Annotated in this window: 24 protein-coding genes, 1 tRNA gene and 1 other RNA gene; 11 read left to right on the forward strand and 15 right to left on the reverse strand. The window is 66.1% G+C overall.

Annotated elements, in window-relative coordinates:
* On the forward strand, positions 1-747 hold the full coding sequence (locus EYS21_RS11005) for an alpha/beta hydrolase (protein ID WP_131133221.1): 747 nt from the start codon (positions 1-3) through the stop codon (positions 745-747).
* Here the strand turns inward: EYS21_RS11005 and EYS21_RS11010 are convergent.
* Positions 723-1517 carry a TIM barrel protein gene (locus EYS21_RS11010; RefSeq protein ID WP_131133222.1) on the reverse strand — a complete coding sequence of 265 codons (795 nt, stop codon included), beginning with the start codon at positions 1515-1517 and terminating at the stop codon, positions 723-725. The two genes, EYS21_RS11005 and EYS21_RS11010, sit on opposite strands and share 25 nt — an antisense overlap.
* 130 nt (positions 1518-1647) lie before the next feature.
* On the opposite strand from EYS21_RS11010, the gene EYS21_RS11015 reads away from it, so the two are divergent.
* The gene (locus EYS21_RS11015) at positions 1648-2283 is read left to right on the forward strand and encodes a GNAT family N-acetyltransferase (RefSeq protein ID WP_131133223.1); all 636 of its coding nucleotides are present in this window, start codon (positions 1648-1650) and stop codon (positions 2281-2283) included.
* Here EYS21_RS11015 and EYS21_RS11020 read toward each other — a convergent pair.
* Positions 2276-3178 carry an aldose 1-epimerase family protein gene (locus EYS21_RS11020; protein ID WP_131133224.1) on the reverse strand — a complete coding sequence of 301 codons (903 nt, stop codon included), beginning with the start codon at positions 3176-3178 and terminating at the stop codon, positions 2276-2278. The genes EYS21_RS11015 and EYS21_RS11020 overlap by 8 nt on opposite strands.
* A gap of 72 nt (positions 3179-3250) precedes the next feature.
* Positions 3251-4018 (reverse strand): type I methionyl aminopeptidase, encoded by a 768-nt coding sequence (gene map, locus EYS21_RS11025; RefSeq protein ID WP_131133225.1) that lies wholly within the window; start codon positions 4016-4018, stop codon positions 3251-3253.
* A gap of 139 nt (positions 4019-4157) precedes the next feature.
* On the opposite strand from map, the gene EYS21_RS11030 reads away from it, so the two are divergent.
* Positions 4158-4877, forward strand: a complete 720-nt coding sequence (locus EYS21_RS11030; protein WP_131133226.1) for a DNA alkylation repair protein — start codon at positions 4158-4160, stop codon at positions 4875-4877.
* Here EYS21_RS11030 and mptB read toward each other — a convergent pair.
* Entirely contained in the window at positions 4860-6413 is a 1554-nt protein-coding gene (mptB, locus tag EYS21_RS11035; RefSeq protein WP_131133227.1) for a polyprenol phosphomannose-dependent alpha 1,6 mannosyltransferase MptB, read from the reverse strand. The genes EYS21_RS11030 and mptB overlap by 18 nt on opposite strands.
* A 195-nt stretch (positions 6414-6608) precedes the next feature.
* Between mptB and orn the strand changes: the two genes are divergently transcribed.
* The 3 genes from orn to def all read left to right on the forward strand — a co-directional run bounded on the left by orn (position 6609) and on the right by def (position 8111).
* Positions 6609-7211 (forward strand): oligoribonuclease, encoded by a 603-nt coding sequence (gene orn / locus EYS21_RS11040; RefSeq protein ID WP_242633387.1) that lies wholly within the window; start codon positions 6609-6611, stop codon positions 7209-7211.
* A gap of 129 nt (positions 7212-7340) precedes the next feature.
* Positions 7341-7413, forward strand: a tRNA-His gene (locus tag EYS21_RS11045).
* A 125-nt stretch (positions 7414-7538) separates the two neighbouring features.
* Positions 7539-8111, forward strand: coding sequence for a peptide deformylase (gene def / locus EYS21_RS11050; protein ID WP_131133229.1), 573 nt, complete (start codon positions 7539-7541; stop codon positions 8109-8111).
* Positions 8112-8125: 14 nt separating this feature from the next.
* Here def and EYS21_RS11055 read toward each other — a convergent pair whose 3' ends face one another.
* From EYS21_RS11055 to rnpB, 4 genes are all read right to left on the reverse strand, one after another.
* The gene (locus EYS21_RS11055) at positions 8126-8923 is read right to left on the reverse strand and encodes an HNH endonuclease family protein (protein ID WP_131133230.1); all 798 of its coding nucleotides are present in this window, start codon (positions 8921-8923) and stop codon (positions 8126-8128) included.
* A 112-nt stretch (positions 8924-9035) separates the two neighbouring features.
* The gene (locus EYS21_RS11060) at positions 9036-9239 is read right to left on the reverse strand and encodes a hypothetical protein (protein ID WP_131133231.1); all 204 of its coding nucleotides are present in this window, start codon (positions 9237-9239) and stop codon (positions 9036-9038) included.
* Positions 9240-9313: 74 nt separating this feature from the next.
* Positions 9314-10792, reverse strand: a complete 1479-nt coding sequence (locus tag EYS21_RS11065) for a glyceraldehyde-3-phosphate dehydrogenase (protein ID WP_131133232.1) — start codon at positions 10790-10792, stop codon at positions 9314-9316.
* A 269-nt stretch (positions 10793-11061) separates the two neighbouring features.
* Positions 11062-11447: RNase P RNA component class A (gene rnpB / locus EYS21_RS11070), an RNA gene on the reverse strand.
* 56 nt (positions 11448-11503) lie between these two features.
* Between rnpB and EYS21_RS11075 the strand changes: the two genes are divergently transcribed.
* A complete protein-coding gene (locus tag EYS21_RS11075; RefSeq protein WP_131133233.1) occupies positions 11504-12268 on the forward strand; it encodes a peroxide stress protein YaaA in 765 nt (254 codons plus the stop codon).
* Here EYS21_RS11075 and EYS21_RS11080 read toward each other — a convergent pair.
* On the reverse strand, positions 12265-13020 hold the full coding sequence (locus EYS21_RS11080) for a C4-type zinc ribbon domain-containing protein (RefSeq protein ID WP_131133234.1): 756 nt from the start codon (positions 13018-13020) through the stop codon (positions 12265-12267). The two genes, EYS21_RS11075 and EYS21_RS11080, sit on opposite strands and share 4 nt — an antisense overlap.
* Positions 13021-13080: 60 nt before the next feature.
* Positions 13081-14004: a Nif3-like dinuclear metal center hexameric protein gene (locus EYS21_RS11085; protein WP_131133235.1), complete on the reverse strand. Its 924-nt coding sequence runs from the start codon at positions 14002-14004 to the stop codon at positions 13081-13083.
* Between the two features lie 99 nt (positions 14005-14103).
* Between EYS21_RS11085 and msrA the strand changes: the two genes are divergently transcribed.
* The 3 genes from msrA (at position 14104) to epsC (ending at position 16253) form a co-directional block, all read left to right on the forward strand.
* Positions 14104-14628: a peptide-methionine (S)-S-oxide reductase MsrA gene (gene msrA / locus EYS21_RS11090; RefSeq protein ID WP_131133236.1), complete on the forward strand. Its 525-nt coding sequence runs from the start codon at positions 14104-14106 to the stop codon at positions 14626-14628.
* Positions 14629-14693: 65 nt separating this feature from the next.
* Positions 14694-15629: a cysteine synthase A gene (gene cysK / locus EYS21_RS11095; RefSeq protein WP_131133237.1), complete on the forward strand. Its 936-nt coding sequence runs from the start codon at positions 14694-14696 to the stop codon at positions 15627-15629.
* 39 nt (positions 15630-15668) lie between these two features.
* Entirely contained in the window at positions 15669-16253 is a 585-nt protein-coding gene (gene epsC / locus EYS21_RS11100) for a serine O-acetyltransferase EpsC (protein WP_131133238.1), read from the forward strand.
* A gap of 3 nt (positions 16254-16256) precedes the next feature.
* Here the strand turns inward: epsC and EYS21_RS11105 are convergent, their stop codons facing one another.
* Positions 16257-17093: an oxidoreductase gene (locus tag EYS21_RS11105; RefSeq protein WP_131133239.1), complete on the reverse strand. Its 837-nt coding sequence runs from the start codon at positions 17091-17093 to the stop codon at positions 16257-16259.
* Positions 17094-17218: 125 nt separating this feature from the next.
* On the reverse strand, positions 17219-18655 hold the full coding sequence (gndA, locus tag EYS21_RS11110) for an NADP-dependent phosphogluconate dehydrogenase (protein WP_131133240.1): 1437 nt from the start codon (positions 18653-18655) through the stop codon (positions 17219-17221).
* Positions 18656-18886: 231 nt separating this feature from the next.
* Here gndA and EYS21_RS11115 point away from each other — a divergent pair, with 231 nt between their 5' ends.
* A complete protein-coding gene (locus tag EYS21_RS11115; RefSeq protein ID WP_131133241.1) occupies positions 18887-19615 on the forward strand; it encodes an FCD domain-containing protein in 729 nt (242 codons plus the stop codon).
* A gap of 155 nt (positions 19616-19770) precedes the next feature.
* Here the strand turns inward: EYS21_RS11115 and EYS21_RS11120 are convergent, their stop codons facing one another.
* The 3 genes from EYS21_RS11120 to EYS21_RS11130 are packed head-to-tail and all read right to left on the reverse strand — an operon-like array spanning position 19771 to position 22534.
* Complete coding sequence (locus EYS21_RS11120; protein ID WP_131133242.1) at positions 19771-20838, reverse strand: L-idonate 5-dehydrogenase; 1068 nt, start codon at positions 20836-20838, stop codon at positions 19771-19773.
* Positions 20838-21608, reverse strand: coding sequence for an SDR family oxidoreductase (locus tag EYS21_RS11125; protein WP_131133243.1), 771 nt, complete (start codon positions 21606-21608; stop codon positions 20838-20840). Before EYS21_RS11125 ends, EYS21_RS11120 begins: the two co-directional genes overlap by 1 nt.
* Positions 21605-22534, reverse strand: a complete 930-nt coding sequence (locus EYS21_RS11130; RefSeq protein ID WP_131133244.1) for an NAD(P)-dependent oxidoreductase — start codon at positions 22532-22534, stop codon at positions 21605-21607. Before EYS21_RS11130 ends, EYS21_RS11125 begins: the two co-directional genes overlap by 4 nt.
* Positions 22535-22573 lie beyond the last annotated feature (39 nt).

Below are 22573 nucleotides of genomic sequence, written 5' to 3' on the forward strand. Positions count from 1 at the left end.
GTGGCGGCGGTCTCCCTCACAGCTGTCCCCGCCCGCGCCGACGGGCCACGGCCTGCCGTGCTGGTGCTTCCGGGCGGAGGCTACGGCCACCAGGCTGACCACGAGGCTGAGCCGGTTGCCGAATGGCTCGCCTCCCTGGGGATCCACGCCTATGTGCTCCGGTACCGGGTTGCGCCGCACCGCCATCCGGCACCGCTTGAGGACGCCAAAATGGCGATGCTGCAGATCCGCAGCGAAAGCAGCGGGCCGGCGGTGGACCCCACCCGCGTGGGAGTCCTCGGATTTTCCGCCGGCGGCCACCTCGCCGCCACGCTCTCAACGGCAGTGGCAACCGGAAATGCAGCGCTTGATGTCCAGGCCGCCGTCCCGGACCTCACGGTGCTTTGCTATCCCGTGGTGTCCTGCACCGAGGACGTCCACCAGGGGAGCGTTGACAACCTGCTGGGCGCGTCGCCGTCGGACGACCTGCTGCGTGAGGTGTCCGCAGACCTCCACGTCACCGCCGCCACTCCCCCGGCCTTTGTATGGCACACCGCTGATGATGCGGCCGTGCCGGTCCATCACAGCCTTGCCTACACCGGCTCGCTCATCCGCGCCGGGGTGCCGGCCGAACTTCATGTTTTCCCGCATGGCCGCCACGGCCTGGGACTGGCTACGGGGGATCCGGGGCCGGATCAGTGGACATCACTGTGCGCGGCATGGCTGACGCGGCGGGGCTGGACTCAGTCCTCGCCCAGCGTTATGTGATGGAGGAAGTCGGCATCGTGGCTGACGTTCTCCGGAAGGTCGTCTGCGACGAACTCAAGCATCATGTCGAAGGGCCGGCCGGCCTCACGCAGGATGTCGGCCGCTGACTGCCAGAGCTGCTTGCGGCCGCTGAGTGCCAGCCGCTCGTGCTCTGGCCACCAGGAAAAGCAATGCACGCCGGTCACATGGTCAAGCACCTGGCGCAGGCTCGCCAGGGCGGCCTGGTCGGTGAGGCCGACGGCGGGCTGCCAGTACGTCCCCACGTTGTCCCGGCCGACTTCCTGAAGTAACCCGAGCGTGGAATCCGGCGTATCCGTGAGGGTGCCGCCGTGGTACTCGAACGCAAGGTCCACTCCGTGTCCGCCGGCAATTTCCGCGATCCTCAGTGCGTCCTGGACAACGGCCAAGCGCCCGTCGCGGTCAGTGTCTGCCGAGCCTTGTTCGCCTGCCCAGACCCGGATCCGGGGCGCCTCCAGGCGGACGGCCAGCTGCACCACGGCGTCGAAATCGGCGAAGGTTCCGGCCCGGTAGTAGGAGCCCAGGGACAGGACCGCCATTCCCGCATCCAGGGTGGCCTCCCGCGCCTCGTCCGCCGAGCCGGAGTCACGGATGTGGACATCTGTCCCCCACTCGATTCCGGCCAGGCCGGCCTCCGCAGCAATCGCGGCAACGTCCGTAATACTGCTGTGCCGCAGCGTCACGGAGCATAGGCCGGGGGTGAGCGCTGACCGGTTCCAGTCCGCCAGTTCCGTCTGCTGTCCAAAGGTCATTGACATTCTTTCCGTTGCTGGGGCCCAAAAGCCTGCGGGCCGGGAGGGATCGCAGTCCAGCGTAGCGGGAATGCGCTTGCCCCGTAAATCATTTCGCGGCGGGTCCATCCAGGCGGACTAACCTGTACGCATGAAGCACCAGCCTGTCCCTGGCCTGACGACGGCACCTGCGGAATGGCCCGACGTCGAGGGCCTGTTTGGGCTGCCCGGGGAACCGTCGCGCTGCTGGTGCCGGTACTTCGCCCTCACCGGCCCTGAATACTCCGCACTGGAACCGTCCGCGCGCAAGGCACAGCTGAAGGAAAAGTTCGACGGCGGTTCCCCCTCCCCGGGTGTCCTCGCCTTCCTGGACGGTGAGCCGGTGGGCTGGTGCGCGGTGGAACCGCGGGCGTGCTATCCGCGGGTGCTCCGTTCGCGGGTCCTGCGGCTCGCGGAACCCTCCGCTCCAACCGGCGCCGGGGCCGCAGCATCCGGGCGACCCGCCGAGGTGTGGTCCGTGACCTGCTTTGTGGTTGCACCCGGCCACCGCCGCAGCGGCGTGGCAGATGCCCTGCTGCGCGCCGCCGTCGACCATGCCAGGCTCCATGGCGCGGACATTGCGGAAGGCTACCCGGTTGACCGCGGCCTGAGGCCCCGGGCCGGAGCGGCCGACCTGTACCACGGCACACTGAACCTGTTCCTGCGCGCAGGATTCCACGCGGTCAGCTCCGCCGTCCCCGGGCGGGCCGTGGTGCGCCTGGACCTTCGCGGAGCCGCTGTTAGCTGAGTGCCCTGATGGTCCAGCCGGCCTCGTGCGACTCCCCGGGCGCCAGGTGCGCCAGGTCCGTTCCCGAGTTGAACGCGTCCGGCGGGCAGGTCATCGGTTCCACAGCCAGTCCCAGCCGGTCCTTGCCGGCTGGCTTGTCAGCAGTATGGACCTGCACCCAGGGCCAGTTCGCGTCCCATTCCAGTTCAACGCCGGTTCCCGCTGGATCAAGGACACGGACGGCCGCGAGGCCGCCTTCTCCGCGGACGATGCCGGTGAAGGCGTGGTCGATTTTGACCGCGCCCAGACGGCGGGGCGTCCGGAAATCGAACTCGTGGCCATCCACCGGCTGGATGCCTTCGGGCAGCAGCCGCTCGGCGGACACCGCCAGGAACTCCCGGGCGGGAAGCTCCAGGGTCCACTCGTCCAGCGGCGAGGAGCCGGCCACAAGATAGGGGTGGGGGCAGACGCCGTAGGGTGCGGTTTCGGTGCCGGTGTTCCGTGTCAGCACGGTGGCACTGAGCCCGTCCGCAGACAGGCTGTAGGTGACGGCGACGTCAAGGCCGGCCGGATAGGCCTGGCCGGCTTCGACGGTTCCGGCGAGGGTGACGGAGTCGGCAGTGTGTCCGCGCAGTTCCCACTCGACACCGGTCAGCAGGCCGTGGAGGGCCGTGCCGCGCTCGGGCTCGTTCAGGGCCGCCCCGAAGGACCGGCCGGCGTAACTGTAGGTGCCGTCCGCCAGGCGGTTGGGCCACGGGGCGCAGATGACCCCGCGGTAGTCGGGGATTTCGCCGTCCGGCCCAAAGGTGACCACCAGGTGGCGACCTTGGAATTGCAGTTCGCGGAGAGCTCCTCCACGCGCCGTGATGATGGCCGAGTACGGCCCGAATGCGATGCTGTGTTCCGTGCCCGACATGGTGGATCCTCTGCGTTCCAGCTGGTTGTTAGCGCTAACTAGCGTACCGCATCCGATCGTCAGGGGTACTTGTTACGGGAGCGTGAGGATCACGGGGCCGTCGGCCGTGATGGCCACCGTGTGCTCGCTGTGTGCAGCCCGGCGGCCATTGGCCGACCGCAGGGTCCATTCGTCGTCGTCGTGGTAGTAGTCGTCCTTGCCGCCCAGAATGAGCATGGGTTCAATCGCGATGACCAGCCCCTCCGTCAGTTTGATGCCCCGTCCCGGCCGGCCGTCGTTGGGCACGGGCGGCTCGGCGTGCATGGTGCGGCCGATGCCGTGGCCTCCGTGGTCGGCGAGCAGCCCGTAGCCCGCCCTGCGGGCTGCGCCGCCGATGGCGTACGCGAGATCGCCCATTTTATTGCCGATCCTGGCCGCATCGATGCCCCGGGCCAATGCGGCGTCAGTGGCGTCGATGAGGGCCTGGTCCACCGGGTCGGCCGTCCCAACAACAAAGCTGACGGCGGCGTCTCCGCACCAGCCCTGCAGGAATGCGCCGCAGTCCACGCTTAGGAGGTCGCCGTCCTGAAGCCGGTAGCCGTCCGGGATCCCGTGCACCACGGCATCGTTCACGCTGGCGCAGATGACGCCTGGAAAGGGGACGGCGGCCCACCGCGGGCGGTAGTCCAGGAAAGCAGGCGTGGCTCCGGCCTTGGCAATGTGTTCGGCCGCGAGCGCGTCCAGCTCGCGAAGGGAAACGCCGACGCCGGCCGCCTCACGCACAACGGCCAGCGTGTTGGCCACCACGCGCCCTGCCTCACGCATCAGGGCGATCTGTTCCGGGCTCTTGATCATGGACATCCGAAAATTCCTCCAGTAGCTCGCGGCGGCGTTCGTGGTGCGGGGCCTGCTCCATCCCTGCCCTGTGTTCCTACTTTAGGTCGGACGCGGCGGTGCTGCACGGCAAGCGGCCGGATGGTTGGCTGGCTACAGTTGCAGCATGGTGAACCGGGAGCTGCTGGCCGCGATCCGTGCGGCGCTGGAAGAACAGGCCGACGCCGAACGCGGCGCGGGCGCGCAGGCCTATATGAAATCGACTGTCCCGTCGCTGGGCGTCCGGGTGCCCGAGGTCCGGCGCCTGACCATGGCTGCGGCCGCCGCCCACCCCTTCGATTCCCCGGAACAGTTGCGGGCAACGGTGCTCGAGCTCTGGCGTGACGCCACGGTACGGGAGGAACGCTACGCGGCGATAGACCTCACCGGCCTGAAAATGGCGGCCAAGGACCTGGCGATGCTTCCGGTGTACGAGGAAATCATCCGCACCGGCGCCTGGTGGGACTTCGTCGACGGCGTGGCACACCGGATCTGCGGCCTCCTTCTGGCGCACCGGCCGGCCATGACAGAGGTCCTTGGAAGGTGGAGCACGGACCCGGACTTCTGGATCAGGAGGGCCTCGATCACCGCCCAGCTCAAGGCCAAAGCCCACACCGACCGCAGGCTGCTCCGGGAAGTCATCGAAGCCAACCTGTCGGATCCTGAATTCTTCATCCGGAAGGCCATTGGCTGGGCATTGCGCGAGTTTGGCAAAACCGACCCCGAATGGGTTCGGACCTTCGCCGCAGAGTACGGCGAACGGCTCAGCCCGCTCTCCCGCCGCGAAGCCGTGCGGAATCTGCCGTCAGATGACGAGGCGGATCTGCCGTCAGATGACGGGGCGTGAGGTGACCGGCTGGTCCGGCTTGCTGAAAAGCTGTTTGGTGCGCGGGTCCAGGAAGATCAGGTACAGGGCGAACAGCAGCGCGATGATGGCCGCACCGTTCCGTGCCAGCGCAAGCGCCAGGCCCAGGTCTTCGGTCTGCAGGTAGGGGAAGACCTCCAGCTGGTCCGAAATGGCGTAGACCATAAAGAAGGAAACAATGAAGTAGAGGGCTTTGACCTGCCAGTCATCACGGATACCGGTGACTGCGAACAGCGGGATGAGCCACACCACGTACCAGGACTGGATCATGGGGGCCAGCAGGACGATGGCAGCAAACGCCAGTGTCAGGCGCCGCATGAGGCGGTCGTGGTCTCCCTTGAAGATCTGCCAGGCGACAATGCCCACGGCAAGCAGCTTCCCGGCGTCGTACACCCATTTGGCGAGCCCCCAGCCGTCGAGGTTGAACGCATTGGCGATGGAGGCCACCACGAGGCCCATCAGGCCGATCGGTGCGTACCAGATCCAGATGCTGCCGGGGGCCGACAGGCCATTGATCCAGCCGAAGCCGAAGCCGTTGACGCGGCTCATGGCAAAGAGGAGTCCGAAGCTCAGGCCGGCGGTGAGTCCCCAGTACAGGAATTTCCGTGGCCAGCTGGCGCCCTTCCCGGCCCAGAGCAGGCCGATGAAGGGCAGGAAGACGATGGTGATCGGCTTGACCGAGATGGAGAGCGTGACCAGGACGATGCCGAGCACCACCCGGCGTGTGGCGCAGTAATACAGGCCAGCCAGGGCCAGGCCGATCATCAGGGCGTCGTTGTGCACGCTGGCAATGAAGTTGGTGAGGAACAGCGGATTGGCAGCAGTGAGCCAGAGGGCCCGGTGCGGGTTCACGCCGTGGAGCTCCGCCAGCTTGGGGACGTAGATGATGCACAGCACGATGCCCACGAGTGCGGCCAGCCGGAAGAGCATCACGCTGGCCTCGGGGTGCACGTTGGTGGACCAGACCACAAACTGCTCAATCCAGAGGAACAGCTGGCCGTACGGGACCGGGGCCTCGGTCCACATCTTGTCGGCACCGAGCTGGAAGTAGTTGGACAGCGCCGAGATGCCGTTTTCGTAAGGATTGAAGCCTTCCACCATCAGCCTGCCCTGGCCGATGTAGGCATACACGTCGCGGCTGAACAGCGGCACGGTGAACATCATGGGCAGGCCCCACACCACCACCGCCTGCAGTGTGGCCTTGCGCGCCTGAAGGCCCCAGACCCGGACGCGCTGACCCAGCCGCAGCCAGGCCCGGACCAGCAGCATGCCGCCGACAGCCAGGAGGATGATGGACAGCGCTACCCCGATGGCCTCGGTCCGCATCCAGATGAAGAGCGGCATCCGCCGCAGTTCCGAGACGGGAGCAAGCCAGCCCACTCCCAGGGAGCCGATCATCATAAAGACCGAACCGACGAAACCGGCGATCAAAGGAGACAGTGCGTTGTCGACCTCAGCCTCCGGCCGCACAGGGATCGTGGCGGCCTTCTCCCCCGCTGCAGGCACAGGCGCCGTCATCTCAGGATTGTCCAATCTCTTGCATTGCGCGCTTCCACCCGACGGGCCTCACCGGGCCGGACGGGGCATGTACAACGACGGAAAACTCACCGCCGCGTTTCCGAAATCCTAGCATCGGACGGCCCGGACGGAGCTAAACGGTAGGCTTGTCAAGTGCCTATATCTAATGAACGCATCGTCTGGATCGACTGCGAAATGACCGGCCTGGACATCAAGAACGACGCCCTGATCGAGGTGGCGGCCCTGGTGACGGATTCGGAACTGAACATCCTGGGCGATGGCGTGGACGTGGTGATCAAGCCGGACGACGCCGCACTGGCGCAGATGAATGACTTCGTCCGCGACATGCACACGCGCTCGGGGCTCCTGAAGGAACTGCCGCACGGCAAGACCATGGAGGAGGCCGAGGCGGCCGTCATGGAATACATCGAAAAGTGGGTGCCGGACCCCCGCAAGGCGCCGCTGGGCGGCAACTCCGTGGGCACGGACCGGGTCTTCCTGTCCCGGGACATGCCGGCAGTCGTGGAACACCTGCATTACCGCGTGATCGATGTGAGCACCATCAAGGAACTGTCACGCCGGTGGTTCGCCCGGGCCTATTTCCAGTCCCCCGCCAAAAAAGGCGGCCACCGCGCCCTCGGAGACATCAAGGACTCCATCGACGAACTCCGCTACTACCGCGAAGCGGTGTTCGTTCCTGCGCCGGGGCCGGACAGCGCAACGGCTCAGGGCATCTCCAAGCGCATTGCCGCCGGCACCGCCGCTTCGGAGGCCGACGCAACGGTCCCCGGGAAGTAATCTGCGCCACGTTTGAGGGAATTTTCGCCAAAAACCGGAAAAGTGGCAAAAGCACCCCCGAACAGCAGGTAAGCTATTTGAGTTGCCTTTCAAGGGAGCCGGTCAGCCGGTAAACAAGCAAGGCACATGGTGGGCTTAGCTCAGTTGGCAGAGCGCCTGGTTGTGGTCCAGGAGGTCGCGGGTTCAACCCCCGTAGCTCACCCTCACAGGATGGTACGAAAACCCCATCCAAAAAGAAGGCCGCACCGGATATCCGGTGCGGCCTCCTTTGTTTTTGTCCCACGCCCGGTAACCGAGACCGGGCCGCACGCCGAAGGGATGCCGAAGATGACAGTTATGCCAATCACCATCTGGGGGGAACCGGTCCTGCACCGCCGGGCCTCCGAAGTGGACGTGTTCGACGACGAACTCCGGACCCTGATTGCCGACATGTTCGAAACCAACGACGCCGCCAACGGCGTGGGACTCGCGGCGCCGCAGGTCGGCGTGGGCAAGCGGATCTTTGTCTACAAGTTCGCCAACGATGACGGCGCTGCCCCCGCGGGCGTCCTGGTCAACCCCGTCCTGACATTGTCCAAGATTTCCGGCGCCCTTCCTGATCCTGATGAGGAAGAGGAGGGCTGCCTCTCTTTCCCCGGCGGCCAGTACCCGCTGAAGCGCGCCGAATGGGCCCGGGTCCAGGGCTTCGACGGCCATGGGCAGCCGGTCGAATTTGAGGCCACGGGATGGTTCGCACGGGTGATCCAGCACGAATACGACCACCTCGACGGAAAGCTCTACGTCAACCGGCTCATGGACCGTTATGCCCGCAAGGCGATGAAGCAGGCCAAGAAGAGCGGCTGGGGCGTTCCGGGCCTGACCTGGATGCCCGGCGTCGATCCGGATCCCTTCGGCCACTAGCCCAGCAGCGGACCTCAGCCCGCAGTCACCGTGGACTGGTCCGGGCAGGTGTCCAGGACCCGCTTCATGGCATCCTTCTCCGGCTGCGTCACCCAGAGCCCGTAGGCTGCCTTCACCGAGATCTGCCGGGCAACGTAGTGGCAGCGGAAAGCCTTGTTTTTCGGCAGCCAGGTAGCGGCGTCGCCGGCGCTTTTTTGCTGGTTGGCGGGACCGTCGGCGGCGATAAGGTTCACGGGATCATTGGCCAGGCTTTGGCGCTGCTGCGGAGTCAGTTGCTGCGCACCCTTCTGCCAGGCGTCACCCAAAGCCACCACATGGTCGATCTGGACTGCCTTGCTGCTTTCCTGGCCCCGGCGGAAATCCACCACTTGTCCGGTGTAAGGCTCATCGAAGGTCCCGGCGGCGATCCGGCATTTTGAGCCTTCGGTGAATATCACGCCGGTCAGGTCGCGGCGAAGGATGTCATTGCGGGTGTCACAGCCGTTCCGGTCGACGTCCAGCCAGGCCTGGCCGAAGGCTTCGCGCTCATAGTTGTCGTTCGGCGCACGTCCTTTGACCGGCAGCCCTTCGAGTGCTTCGCGGGCACTCCCCTGCGGCACGGCGTGTACCGGGACGACGGGTTTCATAAAGGCGGCGTCGAAAACGGGAGCCGCGGTGGGTCCGGCCATGGCCGGTTCCGCCACGGCGAACTGGCCGGCCGTGAAGAACCAGGCCACCAAGGCCACTGCGGCGCAGGCCAGCAGGACCACCAGGGCCCATGCCTGCCTGGAGCGCCGGCGCGCCCTTCGATAGGCAGACCAGCTGACGGTCACGGGCGTCCCGCCCTTCCGGATACGTACTGCACCAGAAGAGCCTAGGCCACCCCACTGGCACCGTGGTCGATATCCACAGTGTTGGGGAAAGGTGGCCGGCCGGGAATGGCCGCTATTGCTCCCGGGTCACTCTCCGGAGGTCTTCCGCGGCAACCTGAAGAAGCCCTTCGAGCTGGCGCACGCGGTCCTCGCGGATGTCCCCCGCCTGATGGGCGGCCCGGGCATCCTCGAGGAGCCGGACTGCCTCCTTATGGTTCGCCTTTGCCACATCAAGGGCGTGTTCCAGGGTGGTGTCGTGGAGAGTTTCGTTGTCCATGCCACCAGTGTGGTCCCGTTTCCCGGCTGATTCCAGAGAACCAGCCGGGAAACTGCAGGGAACCTCAGCTGGAATCAGACGGCGATGGCTGCGAGAGCTGCCGCGGGCTCCTTCGCCGGGAACGACGGCGGGTTGACCCCTGCCATCTCTTCCATGACCCGGACCACCTGGCAGCTGTAGCCGAATTCGTTGTCGTACCAGACGTAGAGGATGACGTTTTTGTCGTTGGAGATGGTGGCCAGGCCGTCAACAATGCCGGCACGGCGTGATCCGACGAAGTCCGTGGAAACAACCTCGGGCGAGTCGATGTAGTCAATCTGCTTGCGGAGGTCCGAATGCAGGGACATCTGGCGCAGGTAATCGTTCACCTCATCCTTGGTGGTGCCGTTTTCCAGGCTGAGGTTCAGGATGGCCAGCGAGACGTCCGGCGTGGGGACGCGGATGGAGCTGCCGGAAAGCTTGCCCTGAAGTTCGGGCAGCGCCTTCGCCACAGCAGTGGCCGCTCCGGTTTCGGTGATGACCATGTTCAGCGCGGCGGAGCGGCCGCGGCGGTCGCCCTTGTGGAAGTTGTCGATCAGGTTCTGGTCGTTGGTGAAGGAGTGGACGGTTTCAACGTGGCCGTGGATCACGCCGAACTTGTCGTTGATGGCCTTCAGGACCGGGGTGATCGCGTTCGTGGTGCAGGACGCTGCGGACACGATCTGGTCGGTGTCCTCGATGCTGCCGTGGTTGATGCCGTGCACGATGTTCTTCAGCGCGCCCTTGCCCGGAGCGGTCAGCAGCACGCGGGCAACGCCCTTGCTCTGCAGGTGCTGGGACAGGCCTTCGGCGTCGCGCCAGCGGCCGGTGTTGTCCACCACAAGCGCATTGTGGATGCCGTAGGCGGTGTAGTCGATGGTGGCCGGGTTGTCCGAGTAGATGACCTGGACCTGGACGCCGTTGGCGGTGATGGTGTTGGCCTCCTCATCCACGCGGATGGTGCCTTCGAAGGACCCGTGGACCGAGTCGCGGCGCAGCAGGCTGGCGCGCTTGGAGAGGTCCTTGTCCGAGCCGCGGCGCACAACGATGGCGCGCAGGCGCAGGCCGTGGCCGCCGCCTGCCTTTTCGATGAGGAGGCGGGCCAGGAGACGGCCGATCCGGCCGAAGCCGTACAGCACAACATCGGTGCTGGTGCGGTTGTCTGCGCCGCGCTTGCCCACTACCTCGGCCAGTTCGGCGCGGAGGAACTCTTCCAGGGTGGCGCCATCGCCCTCAGCCTTGAACTTCTGGTTGAGGCGGGCGATGTCGATCGCTGCCGCGCCCAGTTCCAGGCCGGCGAGCGTGTTCAGCAGCGGGGCTGTCTCCTCCAGGAGCAGCTCATCCTTGCTCATGCGGCGGGCGAACCGGTGCGCCTTCAGGATGTTCATGGTGGACTTGTTGATCAGGCTGCGGCCGTGAATGCTGGTCACCACATTGTTTTCGCGGTACAGCCGGCCGATCACCGGAATCATGGCCTCGGCGAGTGCCTCCCGGCCCATCCACGTATCAAGACAAGAATCTGACGTCTGGCTCACAGAACTACCTTCCTTGGGTCAACCACATACGTCCTCGTACGCGGAGGGCGGCCGCCGGAGGTGTTCCGGGGCGCGAGCGTCGGCGGGGATTCGGTCCACCCCGGACACCTTGGAGAAGCGCAAAGAAAAGCCACCGGCTGCGAACGCAGACCCGGCGGCAGAACTTCTACGTTCGCTCTCCATTCTAGGCTGGAGGGGGGCCCTGAACGGCCCCCGCGGGCGTGAAGTCACTCACATGCGGCGCCCGGCTGCCCGGCTGGGGGGTTGGTTGGATGGGTTGACCGATACGCCGGGTTCTGTGCTCCCGTGCCGTTACCAGCGCGGGAGTAGCGGCCATCCATCTACGGACGCCGTTGCCGACGCCCTCCAGCGGCCTACCCGGACACTCGGGCGGGCAGCCCTCAAACGTGTCCTGTCTGGCCTTGCTCCGGGTGGGGTTTACCTAGCCTTCCCGGTCACCCGGGAAGCTGGTGGTCTCTTACACCACCGTTTCACCCTTACCTGCTGCCTTCCGTTGCCGGAAGACGCAGGCGGTCTGTTCTCTGTGGCACTGGCCTGCGGGTTACCCCGAGTGGGCGTTACCCACCACCCTGCCCTGCGGAGCCCGGACGTTCCTCGAGCCACTTGCGTGACGCGCGGCCGCCTGGTCAACCCATCCGGCGTCCATTCTACCGTCGGAACGGGGCCGGAAGTCGCCGGTAGGATCGTACGGTGCTGATTCTGCTTCCCCCCTCCGAAGGCAAGACCCCTGCAGTCCGTGGATCCGCCGTCGACTGGCCTTCCCTGAGCTTCCCGGCACTGAACACGTACCGTGCCAAGGTCCTTGAGGCGCTGGGAACGGTGAGCGCCCACGAGGATGCCCTCGCACTGCTGGGCGTCGGGGCATCGCTGAAGGACGACGTCGAACGCAACACCCGGCTGCACGCGGAACCGGCGGCTCCTGCGCACCAGATCTATTCCGGCGTTTTGTACGACGCCCTCGGCTACAAAACGCTGACGCCGGCGCAGCGACGGAAGGCCGATGAATCGGTGCTGGTGGTGTCCGCGCTGTGGGGCGCCATCCGCTTCGCCGACCGCGTGCCCGCCTACCGGCTGTCGATGGGAACGGCACTGCCCGACGTCGGCCGCCTCGCCTCGTTCTGGAAACCGCAACTCTCCGAAGCCCTCGCCGAGGCGTCCGCCGCGCACCTGCTGGTGGACTGCCGCTCCAGCACCTACTCCGCGGCGTGGGCTCCGCCGCCGGCGCAGACGGTGGCCGTCAACGTCTTCACGGAGGTGAACGGGGTGCGCAAGGTGGTGAGCCACTTCGCGAAGCACACACGCGGCGAGCTGGCGAGGCACCTGCTGGTCCGCCGCGGCAACGCCCCGCAGACGCCGTCGCAGCTGCTGAAGGCGGCCCGCGAAAAGTGGGACGCGGAACTGGTGGACGGTTCAGCGCGGAAGCCGCACGCGCTGAACATCATCCTGCCCAACTAACTGGCCGGGGCGGCCGTGTTCCACTCGGCGGAGCGGACCAGGATGGCGCCCGAATCCGGGCAGAAGACGATGTCGTCCTCGGCTGCTGCCTTGATCTCCGCCAGGTCGCCCGGGCTGAGCTTCATTCCGGAGGCCTCGGACGTCCCGTGGAACAGCCGTGCGGCGCCCACTCCGCGCTTGGCCAGCGTTTTTTCGTAGATCGCCAGCATCCCCGCGTCGAGCGTGGCAGCGAAGTCAGTGCGTTTGCCGCGGACCACCGTCGCTTCGGCGTCCACCTCGGCCAGGGCTTCGTCGAGCTCGGCTCGGATTCCGCCGAATGAGCCCTGGATGCTGTCCACGATCAGCTGCTGGGCCGCCTGCCTGGCGCGGAGCGAGTCCAGCCGCTCCATCACTTCCAGCTCCACGTCTTCAAGGTCCGACCGGCGCCTGTTCAGCGACGCGATGTCCTTCTGCAGGGCCACGAGGTCCTTGGACAGCCCTGTTCCGCTGTTCAGCCGGGCTTCGTCGCGCTCGATCCGGGAGGCGACCTGTTCGACGTCGGCCTCTGCCCTTTTCAGCTCGGTCTCGGCGTCGTGGACGGCCACCTTGGCGGCGCCAAGTTCACCGTTGGCGACCGAAAGTGCCGACTGGAGGTCGGTGATCCGCGGATCTGTGTCCAGAGTACGGCGCCGGTTGGTGAGCGACTTCAGCTTGGCGTCGAGCCCCTGCAGTTCGAGCAACTTCAACTGTTCCGCCGGTGCTGCCTTAGCCACTATTACCTCCGCTTGATCCCACCGGCCGGAGCCGGGCACCGTACCGGCGCTCTATAGACTCTAGCCCGGAGTGAGTATGAAGTCCCACGGATCGCTGTTGGTGGAGCTCACCTGGATCTCCACGTCGTGACCCTGGTCGGTGAGCACGTTGCCCAGCGCGGACGCCGCCGCCGGCAGCCAGAGCCATTCGCTTGCGAAGTGGGAGACGTCAATAAGGTAGGGCCTGCCGTTGACCGCCGCTTCCCGGGCCTCGGACGCAGGATGGTGCCGGAGGTCAGCGGTCACAAAAACGTCCGCATTGCTCGCGCGGACCTCGTTGAACAGCGAATCACCGGCGCCGCCGCAGACCGCGATCCTCCGCACCAGCCCGTCCTTGTCCCCTGACACGCGCACTCCCCCGGCCACGGACGGCAGGATGCCGAAAACGCGGGCAGCGAAGTCGCCGAGGCTCATCACATCCGCCAGGTCTCCCACACGGCCGATACCCTCCTCCGGCAGGCCGTTGCTGGCGAGGGTCAGGGGTGCCACGCCCTCCAGTCCCAGTGCGTCGGCCAGGACATCAGAGACACCGCCGACAGCGGAATCACCATTGGTATGAACGGTCAGCAGGGCGGTTCCCGACTCGATCAGCCGGTGGATTGCCTTGCCTTTTGCGGTTGTCGCCGCAACCGACGTGACGCCCCGCAGGAGCAACGGGTGGTGGGTGATGAGCAGTTCGGCGCCCCACTCCACGGCTTCCTCGATGACTTCCAGGGTGGGATCGACGGCGAACATCACCCGCGTGACGGGGGCCGTGGGCCGTCCGGCCACCAGGCCCACTTCGTCCCAGCTCTCGGCCAGCGATTCGGGCCACAGTTCCTCCACCGCCAGCAGCACCTGCCCCAGCGTGGGCGGGGCCGCCTCATCCGCGACGGGGGCATCCTCCCGGGGGGTGCCGTCGTCGTGCGGTTCGGCATCTGTAACGCCGGTGTCTACAGGTTCCATAGTCTCAGTTTTACCCCATCAGTGGCCCTGGCCCGCATGTGCCACAGTCTCGTAGGGTGGTCAGGGAATCATCCGGGGCGCTCAACCATTGAAGAGGTCATGAAAACTTTTGTTCTTGGCGGGGGCTGCTTCTGGTGCCTCGACGCTGTCTATCAAAAAACCAAGGGCGTCAGTTCGGTGATTTCCGGCTACACCGGCGGCCACGATCCGTATCCCGACTACTACTCGGTCTGCAACGGGACCACCGGGCATGCCGAGGTGGTGGCGGTGACCTTTGACGAGGCCGTGATCCCTGCCGAGGTCATCCTGGACATGTTCTTTGTGCTGCACGACCCCACCACGCTCAACCGCCAGGGATACGACGTCGGCACGCAGTACCGCTCGTCGATGTTCTACGAGACCACGGAGGAGAAGATCCTGTTCGAGGAGGCGATCGAACGGAACCAGGCGCTGTGGTCGCACCCGATCGTCACCGAGGTCAGCCGCCTCCCCCGGTTCCACGTGGCGGAGGACTTCCACCAGGACTACTACGCCAAGCACCCGGAACAGGGCTACTGCCAGGTGATCATCAACCCCAAACTGGCCAAGGCCAGGAAATATTACTCTGCATGGCTTAATGCTTAGCAACGGTTGCGCCGCCATCGTTAGGCTGACCTCAGTATTCACTCTTGAGAGATAGGCATATCCACATGGCACGGATCTATGACGACGTAACGCAGCTGGTCGGCGGCACTCCGCTGGTCCGCCTGAACCGGCTGAGCGAAGGCCTGGGTGCCACTGTGGCCGTCAAGCTTGAGTTCTATAACCCGGCCAACAGTGTCAAGGACCGCATCGGTGTTGCCATCGTGGACGCCGCCGAGAAGTCCGGCGCCCTCAAGCCCGGCGGGACCATCGTTGAAGGCACGTCCGGTAACACCGGCATCGCCCTGGCCATGGTTGGCGCCGCCCGCGGCTACAAAGTCATCCTGACCATGCCCGAAACCATGTCCACAGAACGCCGTGTCATGCTGCGCGCGTTCGGCGCCGAGATTGTGCTGACCCCGGGTTCCGAGGGCATGCGCGGCGCCGTGGAGAAGGCCCAGGAAATCGTGGCCAACACGGAGAACTCCATCTGGGCCCAGCAGTTCGCCAACGAGGCCAACCCCGAGATCCACCGCACCACCACCGCTGAAGAGATCTGGACCGACACCGACGGCAAGGTGGACATCTTCGTCGCCGGCATCGGCACCGGCGGCACCATCACCGGCGTCGGCCAGGTCCTGAAGGAGCGCAAGCCCGAGGTCCAGATCGTCGCCATCGAACCGAAGGACTCCGCCATCCTGAACGGCGGCGCCCCCGGCCCGCACAAGATCCAGGGCATCGGTGCCAACTTTGTCCCGGAAATCCTGGACACCAACGTCTACGACGAGGTCCTCGACGCCACCCTTGAGGACTCCGTGCGCGTTGCCCGTGAACTGGGCGTCAAGGAAGGCATCCTCGGCGGCATTTCCTCCGGCGCGATCGTCTGGGGCGCCCTGGAACTGGCCAAGCGCCCCGAGAACGCCGGCAAGCTGATCGTCGCCGTTGTCTGCGACTTCGGCGAGCGTTACATCTCCACCGTGCTCTATGACGACATTCGCGGCTGATCAGCCCGTTGTCGCCCCGTTTCCTGTAGAAAGAACTTTGTGGGCTTTTTCGCAAGACTGAAGGAAGACCTCGACGCCGCCCGGTCCCACGACCCGGCGGCTCGAGGTTCTTTTGAGAACTTTTTCGCCTATTCAGGGCTGCATGCCATCTGGATCCACCGGCTGACTCACCGCCTGTGGCAGAACCCCGCCCTGCGCTTCCCTGCACGGCTCGTTTCCCAGCTGGGCCGCTTCCTGACCGGGATCGAGATCCACCCCGGCGCCACGATCGGACGGCGCTTCTTTATAGACCACGGCATGGGCGTGGTCATCGGCGAGACCGCCGAAATCGGCGAGGACGTCATGATCTACCACGGTGTGACGCTGGGCGGCCGCTCGCTGGCCAAGGTCAAGCGCCACCCCACCATCGAGGACAGGGTGACCATCGGCGCCGGTGCCAAGATCCTGGGACCCATCACCATCGGCAGGGACAGCGCCGTCGGCGCCAACGCCGTTGTGGTGAGGGACGCGCCGCCCGAATCGATCGTTACCGGCGTGCCGGCCAAGTGGCGCCACCGGGACGCCCAGCGTGAGACCACACCTGCGGTGGATCCGGCTGAGTACGACATCGAATACCTCATCTGACGCTTACCGGGCCGCAACCCGCTTGAGCACAAGCATGACCACTGGGTCGAAAAGCCGGTCCGGCAGGAGCCGCCTCAGCGTCAGGATGGCCCGGGCACCGCGCCCCACGGGGTAGCGGGTCCGGGGCCGTGCGGCGCTGGCCGCATGCAGCACGGCTTCTGCGATGACTTCGGGCAGCGTGGACGTTTCGGGCCGGTTGGTGGAGTCCAGCGCGCCGGCCATCTCCCGGGCCTGCGATGCGTAGGGCCCTGTTCCGCTGGTTGCCAGCAGCCCCTGGGCCGCGATCCCTCCCCATTCTGAAACGGTGCTGGCCGGTTCAATGATGGACACGCTGATGCCGTGCGGCTTCAGTTCGAGCCGCAAGGCGTCGCTCATGCCCTCCACGGCGAACTTCGTGGAGTGGTACCAGGCGCCGAGCGGTTCATAGAATTTTCCGCCGATGGACGAGATGTTGATGATCCGTCCCCGGCCGGCTTTCCGCATGGCGGGCAAAACCAGTTGGGTCATCCTCGCCAGCCCGAACACATTGACGTCGAACTGGCGCCGCCCTTCGGCCAGGTCCACTTCCTCCAGCGCGCCGAATGAGCCGTACCCGGCATTGTTGACCAGGACGTCTATCCGCCCGCGTTCCTCCACAACGCGGACGACGGCGGCGCGCATCGATTCATCGTCTGTCACGTCCAGCGACAGGACATGGACTCCGAGGGCCTTGAGCGGTTCCATCCGGTCCACGCGGCGCGCCCCGGCGTAGACCGTGAAACCGTTACTGCTGAGTTTCCTGGCGGCTTCGAAGCCGATCCCGGTGGACGCTCCGGTGACAAACGCTACTGGCTGGGCCATGCTGGACTCCCTCGCTGGACGGATACCGCAGTTGCCGCGGAACAGCAACGGCCGGCAGCTCCCAGAGTATCGGGGAACTGCCGGCCGCAGGTGCCGCAGCAATGTGCTGCGGCGTTAGCCGAAAACTAGTGCGTGTCTACAGCTTCGATTTCGGACTTGTCTTCGCCCCACAGGGTGTGGAACGTGCCCTCGGCGTCAACACGGCCGTACGTGTGGGCTCCGAAGAGGTCGCGCTGGCCCTGGATCAGGGCGGCGGCGACGCGCTTGCGGCGCAGGCCGTCGTAGTACGCGAGCGAGGACGAGAAGACCGGCACGGGGATGCCCAGCTGGACGGCGGTGGCGACTACGCGGCGCCAGGCCGGAAGAGCCTCCGCGATCGCCTTGGTGAAGGCGGGCGCGAACAGCAGGTTGGCGGGCTTTTCCTCGGAGGCGTAGGCCTTGGTGATGTCCTTGAGCAGCTCAGCACGGATGATGCAGCCTGCACGCCACAGGGAGGCAATTTCGTCCAGCTTGAGGTCCCAGCCGTATTCCTTGGCGGAGGACGTCAGCATGTCCAGGCCCTGGGCGTAGGAAACCAGTTTGGAGGCGTACAGGGCCTGGCGGACGTCCTCGACGAAAGTCTCGGGGATTTCCACGGCAGCTTCCCCGCCGGCCAGCAGCTCCTGGCCGAGCTTGCGCTGCTCGGTCTGGGAAGAAAGCCCACGGGCGAACACGGACTCGGCGATGCCGGAGACCGGGGAACCGAGTTCAAGGGCGGAGATGACCGTCCAGCGTCCGGTACCCTTCTGGCCTGCGGCGTCAACCACAACGTCCACGAACGGCTTGCCGGTCTTGGCGTCCACGTGGGCCAGGACCTCGGCGGAGATTTCGATCAGGAACGAGGACAGGTCGCCCTTGTTCCATTCGGTGAAGATCTTGGCCTGTTCGGCGGGCTCGATGCCTGCACCCGAACGAAGGAGGTCGAATGCTTCGCCGATGACCTGCATGTCGGCGTATTCGATGCCGTTGTGGACCATCTTGACGAAGTGGCCGGCGCCGTCGGTGCCGATCCAGGCGCAGCAGGGCTCGCCGTCCACCTTGGCGGCGATCTTTTCCAGCAGCGGGCCAAGCGCGTCGTAGGACTCCTTGGAGCCGCCGGGCATGATGGAGGGGCCGTTCAGTGCGCCTTCTTCGCCACCGGAAACGCCAACGCCCACAAAGTGCAGGTCCTTCTTGGCAAGTGCGGCTTCGCGGCGGCGGGTGTCCTCGTAGTGCGAGTTGCCGGCGTCGATGATGATGTCTCCGGCTTCGAGCAGCGGTTCAAGCTGTTCGATGACCGAGTCGACCGGCTTGCCGGCCTTGACCATGATGAGGACGCGGCGCGGCTTCTCCAGCGAGTCCACCAGTTCCTGCAGGGTTTCGGTGCGGACGAAGTCGCCGTCCGTGCCGTGCTTTTCCAGCAGTGCGTCAGTCTTTTCTACCGACCTGTTGTGCAGGGCAACGGTGAAGCCGTTCCGGGCCAGGTTACGCGCCAGGTTGGCTCCCATCACCGCAAGGCCGGTGACACCGATGTGTGCTGACATCAAAAACTCCAATTCATTTCTGTGCAATGGATGTGCAGGTGGCCCCGCTTTGATCGCGGAGCGTGCAGTTGCGAACCAAGGGATCCGAATAAAGCATATATATTCAAACGGTTTCGGGAAAGTAACGCCCACTTTGTGGAACGCCGGCCGTCACAGCCAGTCTAGGACGGCATCTCCCCGGCGGCCCTGCCTGGCAATTCTGCGGGCAGGAACCCTATTAAGCTTGTCCATATGTCAACCAGCCTGCACCACCGTGCCATCGAGAACCTGGGCACCCGGATCGTCGCCGGCGAGCTTCCCACCGGCCACATCATGCTGGCGGAGCAGCTGGAGGACGAACTGAAGGTCTCACGCTCAGTCATCCGCGAAGCCGTCCGGGTGCTGCAATCCCTTGGCCTGGTCGAGACCACCAAACGGGTGGGAATCAAGGTCCTGCCCTCCAGCCGCTGGAATCCCTTCGACGCGCAGGTGATCCGCTGGCGGCTCTCCGGCGACGGCAGGGGCGCCCAGCTGCGCTCCCTCGCCGAGCTGCGGTCCGCCGTCGAACCGGCGGCTGCCGAGCTGGCTGCCCTCAACGCGCCGGCGCGCCTGCGCCGCGAACTGGTGGACATCGCCCATGACCTGCGCGACGCCGGCCACTCGGGCGACGTGCCGCGGTTCCTGGAGCTGGATATTGCGTTCCACTCAGTGCTGCTCTCCGGGTCCGGCAACGAAATGTTCGCGAACCTGATGGGGCAGGTGGCTGAGACACTCACCGGCCGGACAGTGCACGGCCTGATGCCGGACCACCCGCATGAGGGTGCGCTGCAGTGGCACGTGGACCTGGCCGAAGCCGTAGCTGCCGGGGATGCCCCTGCGGCCCGGGCGGCCTCGGACCGGATCATGCGCCGCACCATGTCGCGGATGTCCGGCACCTGGACGGACCAGCCGCGGGTTTTTATCCCCGTCCGCCGGGACTGAGCGCGAACGACACTTCACGCCCTCAAACCACGCGCGAGCTGGCAGATAATGCGCTCAAACCCCGGTTTTGAGGGTGTTAGCTGCCAGTTCGCGCGTGCAAGGAGGCTGTGGGGTCTCATGTGTACGTTCGCGCCGATGGACGCGGGCGCCGGGTCTCAGCTTGGCGGGGTGAAGTTGAGGAGTACTTTGCCGGACTCGGCGGAGTTGCGGGCAACGCCGAAGGCTTCGAGGGCGTCTTCCACCGGGTAGTCGTGGGTGATGACGGGGTCGATGTGCAGGGTGCCGTCGGCGAGGGCGGCGATGACGTCGTCGATCTCGTCATTGAAGCGGAACGAGCCCTTGAGGTCCAGTTCCCGGGTGATGGCCAGGGAGATCAGGACCGGCTGTGGTCCGGACGGCAGGAGGCCCACCATCACCACGGTGCCGCCGCGGGCGGCGCCCTGGATGGCCGAGGCCAGGCCGTGGTGGCTGCCGGAGGATTCAATCACGACGTCGGCCTGCACGGCCGCGATCGCCTCCACATCAGTGGCCATCAGGACCTCGTCCGCTCCGACGGCCTGTGCGATCTCCAGCGGTTTGGGATGCATGTCGACGGCGGTGATCCGGGCCGCGCCGGCCCGCTTCAACACCGCGACGGCCAGCGCGCCGATGGGTCCGGACCCGATCACCAGCGCGGTCTTCCCGGCCACATCCCCCGCCCGTGCCACGGCATGCCAGGCCACGGACGCGGGTTCGATCAAAGCCGCGGTCCGCAGGTCCAGGGCCGCCGGGAGTGCCCGAAGCATCCGTGCCGGCAGGTTCACGTACCGGCTGAACGCCCCGTCCGTGTGCGGGAACCGGGCCGCACTGCCCAGGTACGTGCAGCCAGGTGAAAGGTTGGGCCGGTCCGCCGGATAGCGGATGTCCCCGGCACCGGGGCCGGGGGTCGCCGGGTGCACCGCGACCGGGGTTCCCGCGGCCGGGCCGGTCCCGTCCGCCGCGGCGCGGACCACAACACCGGAAATCTCATGCCCCAGCACCAGCGGCGCCTTCAGGATCGACTCCCCCGCCGCCCCATGCAGCCAGTAATGCAGGTCCGAACCACAGATCCCGCCATACCGGACCTCGACAACGGCCTGGTCCGGAGCAGGCGCCGCGAGCGGCACCTCATCGATGCGCAGGTCCCCCTTCGCGTGCGCCACCACCGCCAAACCCGACACCGGGAGTGTTGTGTTCGCGGGCATCAGACCACCACCGTCATTCCGCCGTCGATAAAGATCGTCTGCCCGTTCACAAAATCCGACCCGCTGGAGGCCAGCCACACCGCGGGCCCGGCGAGGTCCTGCACCGTACCCCACCGGTGCGCCGGCGTCCGCCCCAGGATCCACGCATTGAACTGTTCATCGTCCACCAGGTTTTGGGTCATCTCGGTGTGGATGTAGCCCGGCGCGATCCCGTTGATCTGCAACCCGGAGGCCGCCCACTCGGCGGTCATGGCACGGGTCAGGTTCCGCAGCCCGCCCTTCGCCGCAATATAAGGCGCGATCGTCGGACGGGCCAGATCGGTCTGGACCGAGCAGATGTTGATGATCTTCCCCCTGCCCCGGGGGATCATGTGCCGGGCAGCCTCCCGGCCCACCAGGAACGCGCTGGTCAGGTCCGTGGAAATCACCCGCTCCCAATCCTTCACGTCCAGGTCAAGCATCGGCACCCGGTACTGGATCCCGGCATTGTTCACCAGGATCTCCAACGGCCCCACATGCTCCTCCACCCACCCAACACCCCGCGCCGCCTCAGCATCGGAGGTGACATCAAAGGCGATGCTGTGCACCCGGCCCGGCGCGTACTCCGCCGCCATCGCCGCCGCCGCGTCCTTGAGTCGCCCGGCATTAATACCGTTCAACACCACCGTCGCCCCGGCATCGGCCAACGCCCGCGCCAAAGCGTTACCAATCCCCCGGCTCGAACCGGTCACCAGGGCAACCCGCCCCGTCAAATCAAAAAGCGAGCTCATGCTGAATCCGTTCCTTCCGTAGCGTGGCCCGCGTGGGCATCGCTGAGTTGTGAAATTGCCTGCCGGACCACTGCCAGGTCCTGGTCGCCGAGGCCCTGGCGCTTGAGTTCGGCGTAAAGTTCGACGCCGGCGACCGCCATGGGCACAGCCGCGCCCGCCGCGCGGGCCGAGTCAAGGACAAAGGAAAGGTCCTTATGCATGAACTTGGCCGGGCCGGTGGGCCTGTAGTCCTTGCTGACCAGCCGGGGCCCCACCACCTCCAGGACGCGGCTGCCCGCCAGGCCGCCGGCCAGGACCTCGAACAGGGCCGCAGGATCCATGCCCGAGCGTTCGGCGAGTTCCGCGGCCTCGGCGAGTGCCGCCGTCGTGGTTCCCACGATGAGCTGGTTGCAGGCCTTGGCAAGGGATCCGGCTCCCAACGGGCCCATGTGGCGCACGGTGGTTCCCATCGCGCCGAACAGCGGTTCCAACGTCCAGAAATCCTTGGCGGCGCCGCCGGCCATGATCGCGAGCGTCCCGTCCACGGCTCCGGCCGTTCCGCCGCTTACCGGAGCATCCACCACCGCAGCGTTGCCATGGCTGGCCCGCTGCACCTCACGGCCGAAATCCTGCACGCCCGAGGGCGAAACACTGCTCATGACCACGACGGCGGTGCCGGACCGGGGTGGTGCGGCGCGCCAGCTCTCCAGGAGTCCGGCGGCCGCCTCCTCGATGAACGGCAGGTCCGGCAGCATAAAGACAATGACCGGCAGATCGCGCATGCCGGCGACGTCCGGAGTCCGCCGGCCACCGAGGTTCTCGAGGTCATCAAGGGCACCGTCCGACCGGTTCCACAGCGTAACGTCCCAGCCGCTGCGAAGGAGATTGGCAGCCATTGGCCTGCCCATGTGCCCCAGGCCTACAAAGCCTGCAGTTTTGTTGTCCATGTATATGGCTCCGCCTCACATCATCGTGGTTAATGAAGA

The organism is Arthrobacter sp. S39 (assembly GCF_004320525.1).
In the GTDB taxonomy this organism is placed as follows: Bacteria; Actinomycetota; Actinomycetes; order Actinomycetales; family Micrococcaceae; genus Arthrobacter.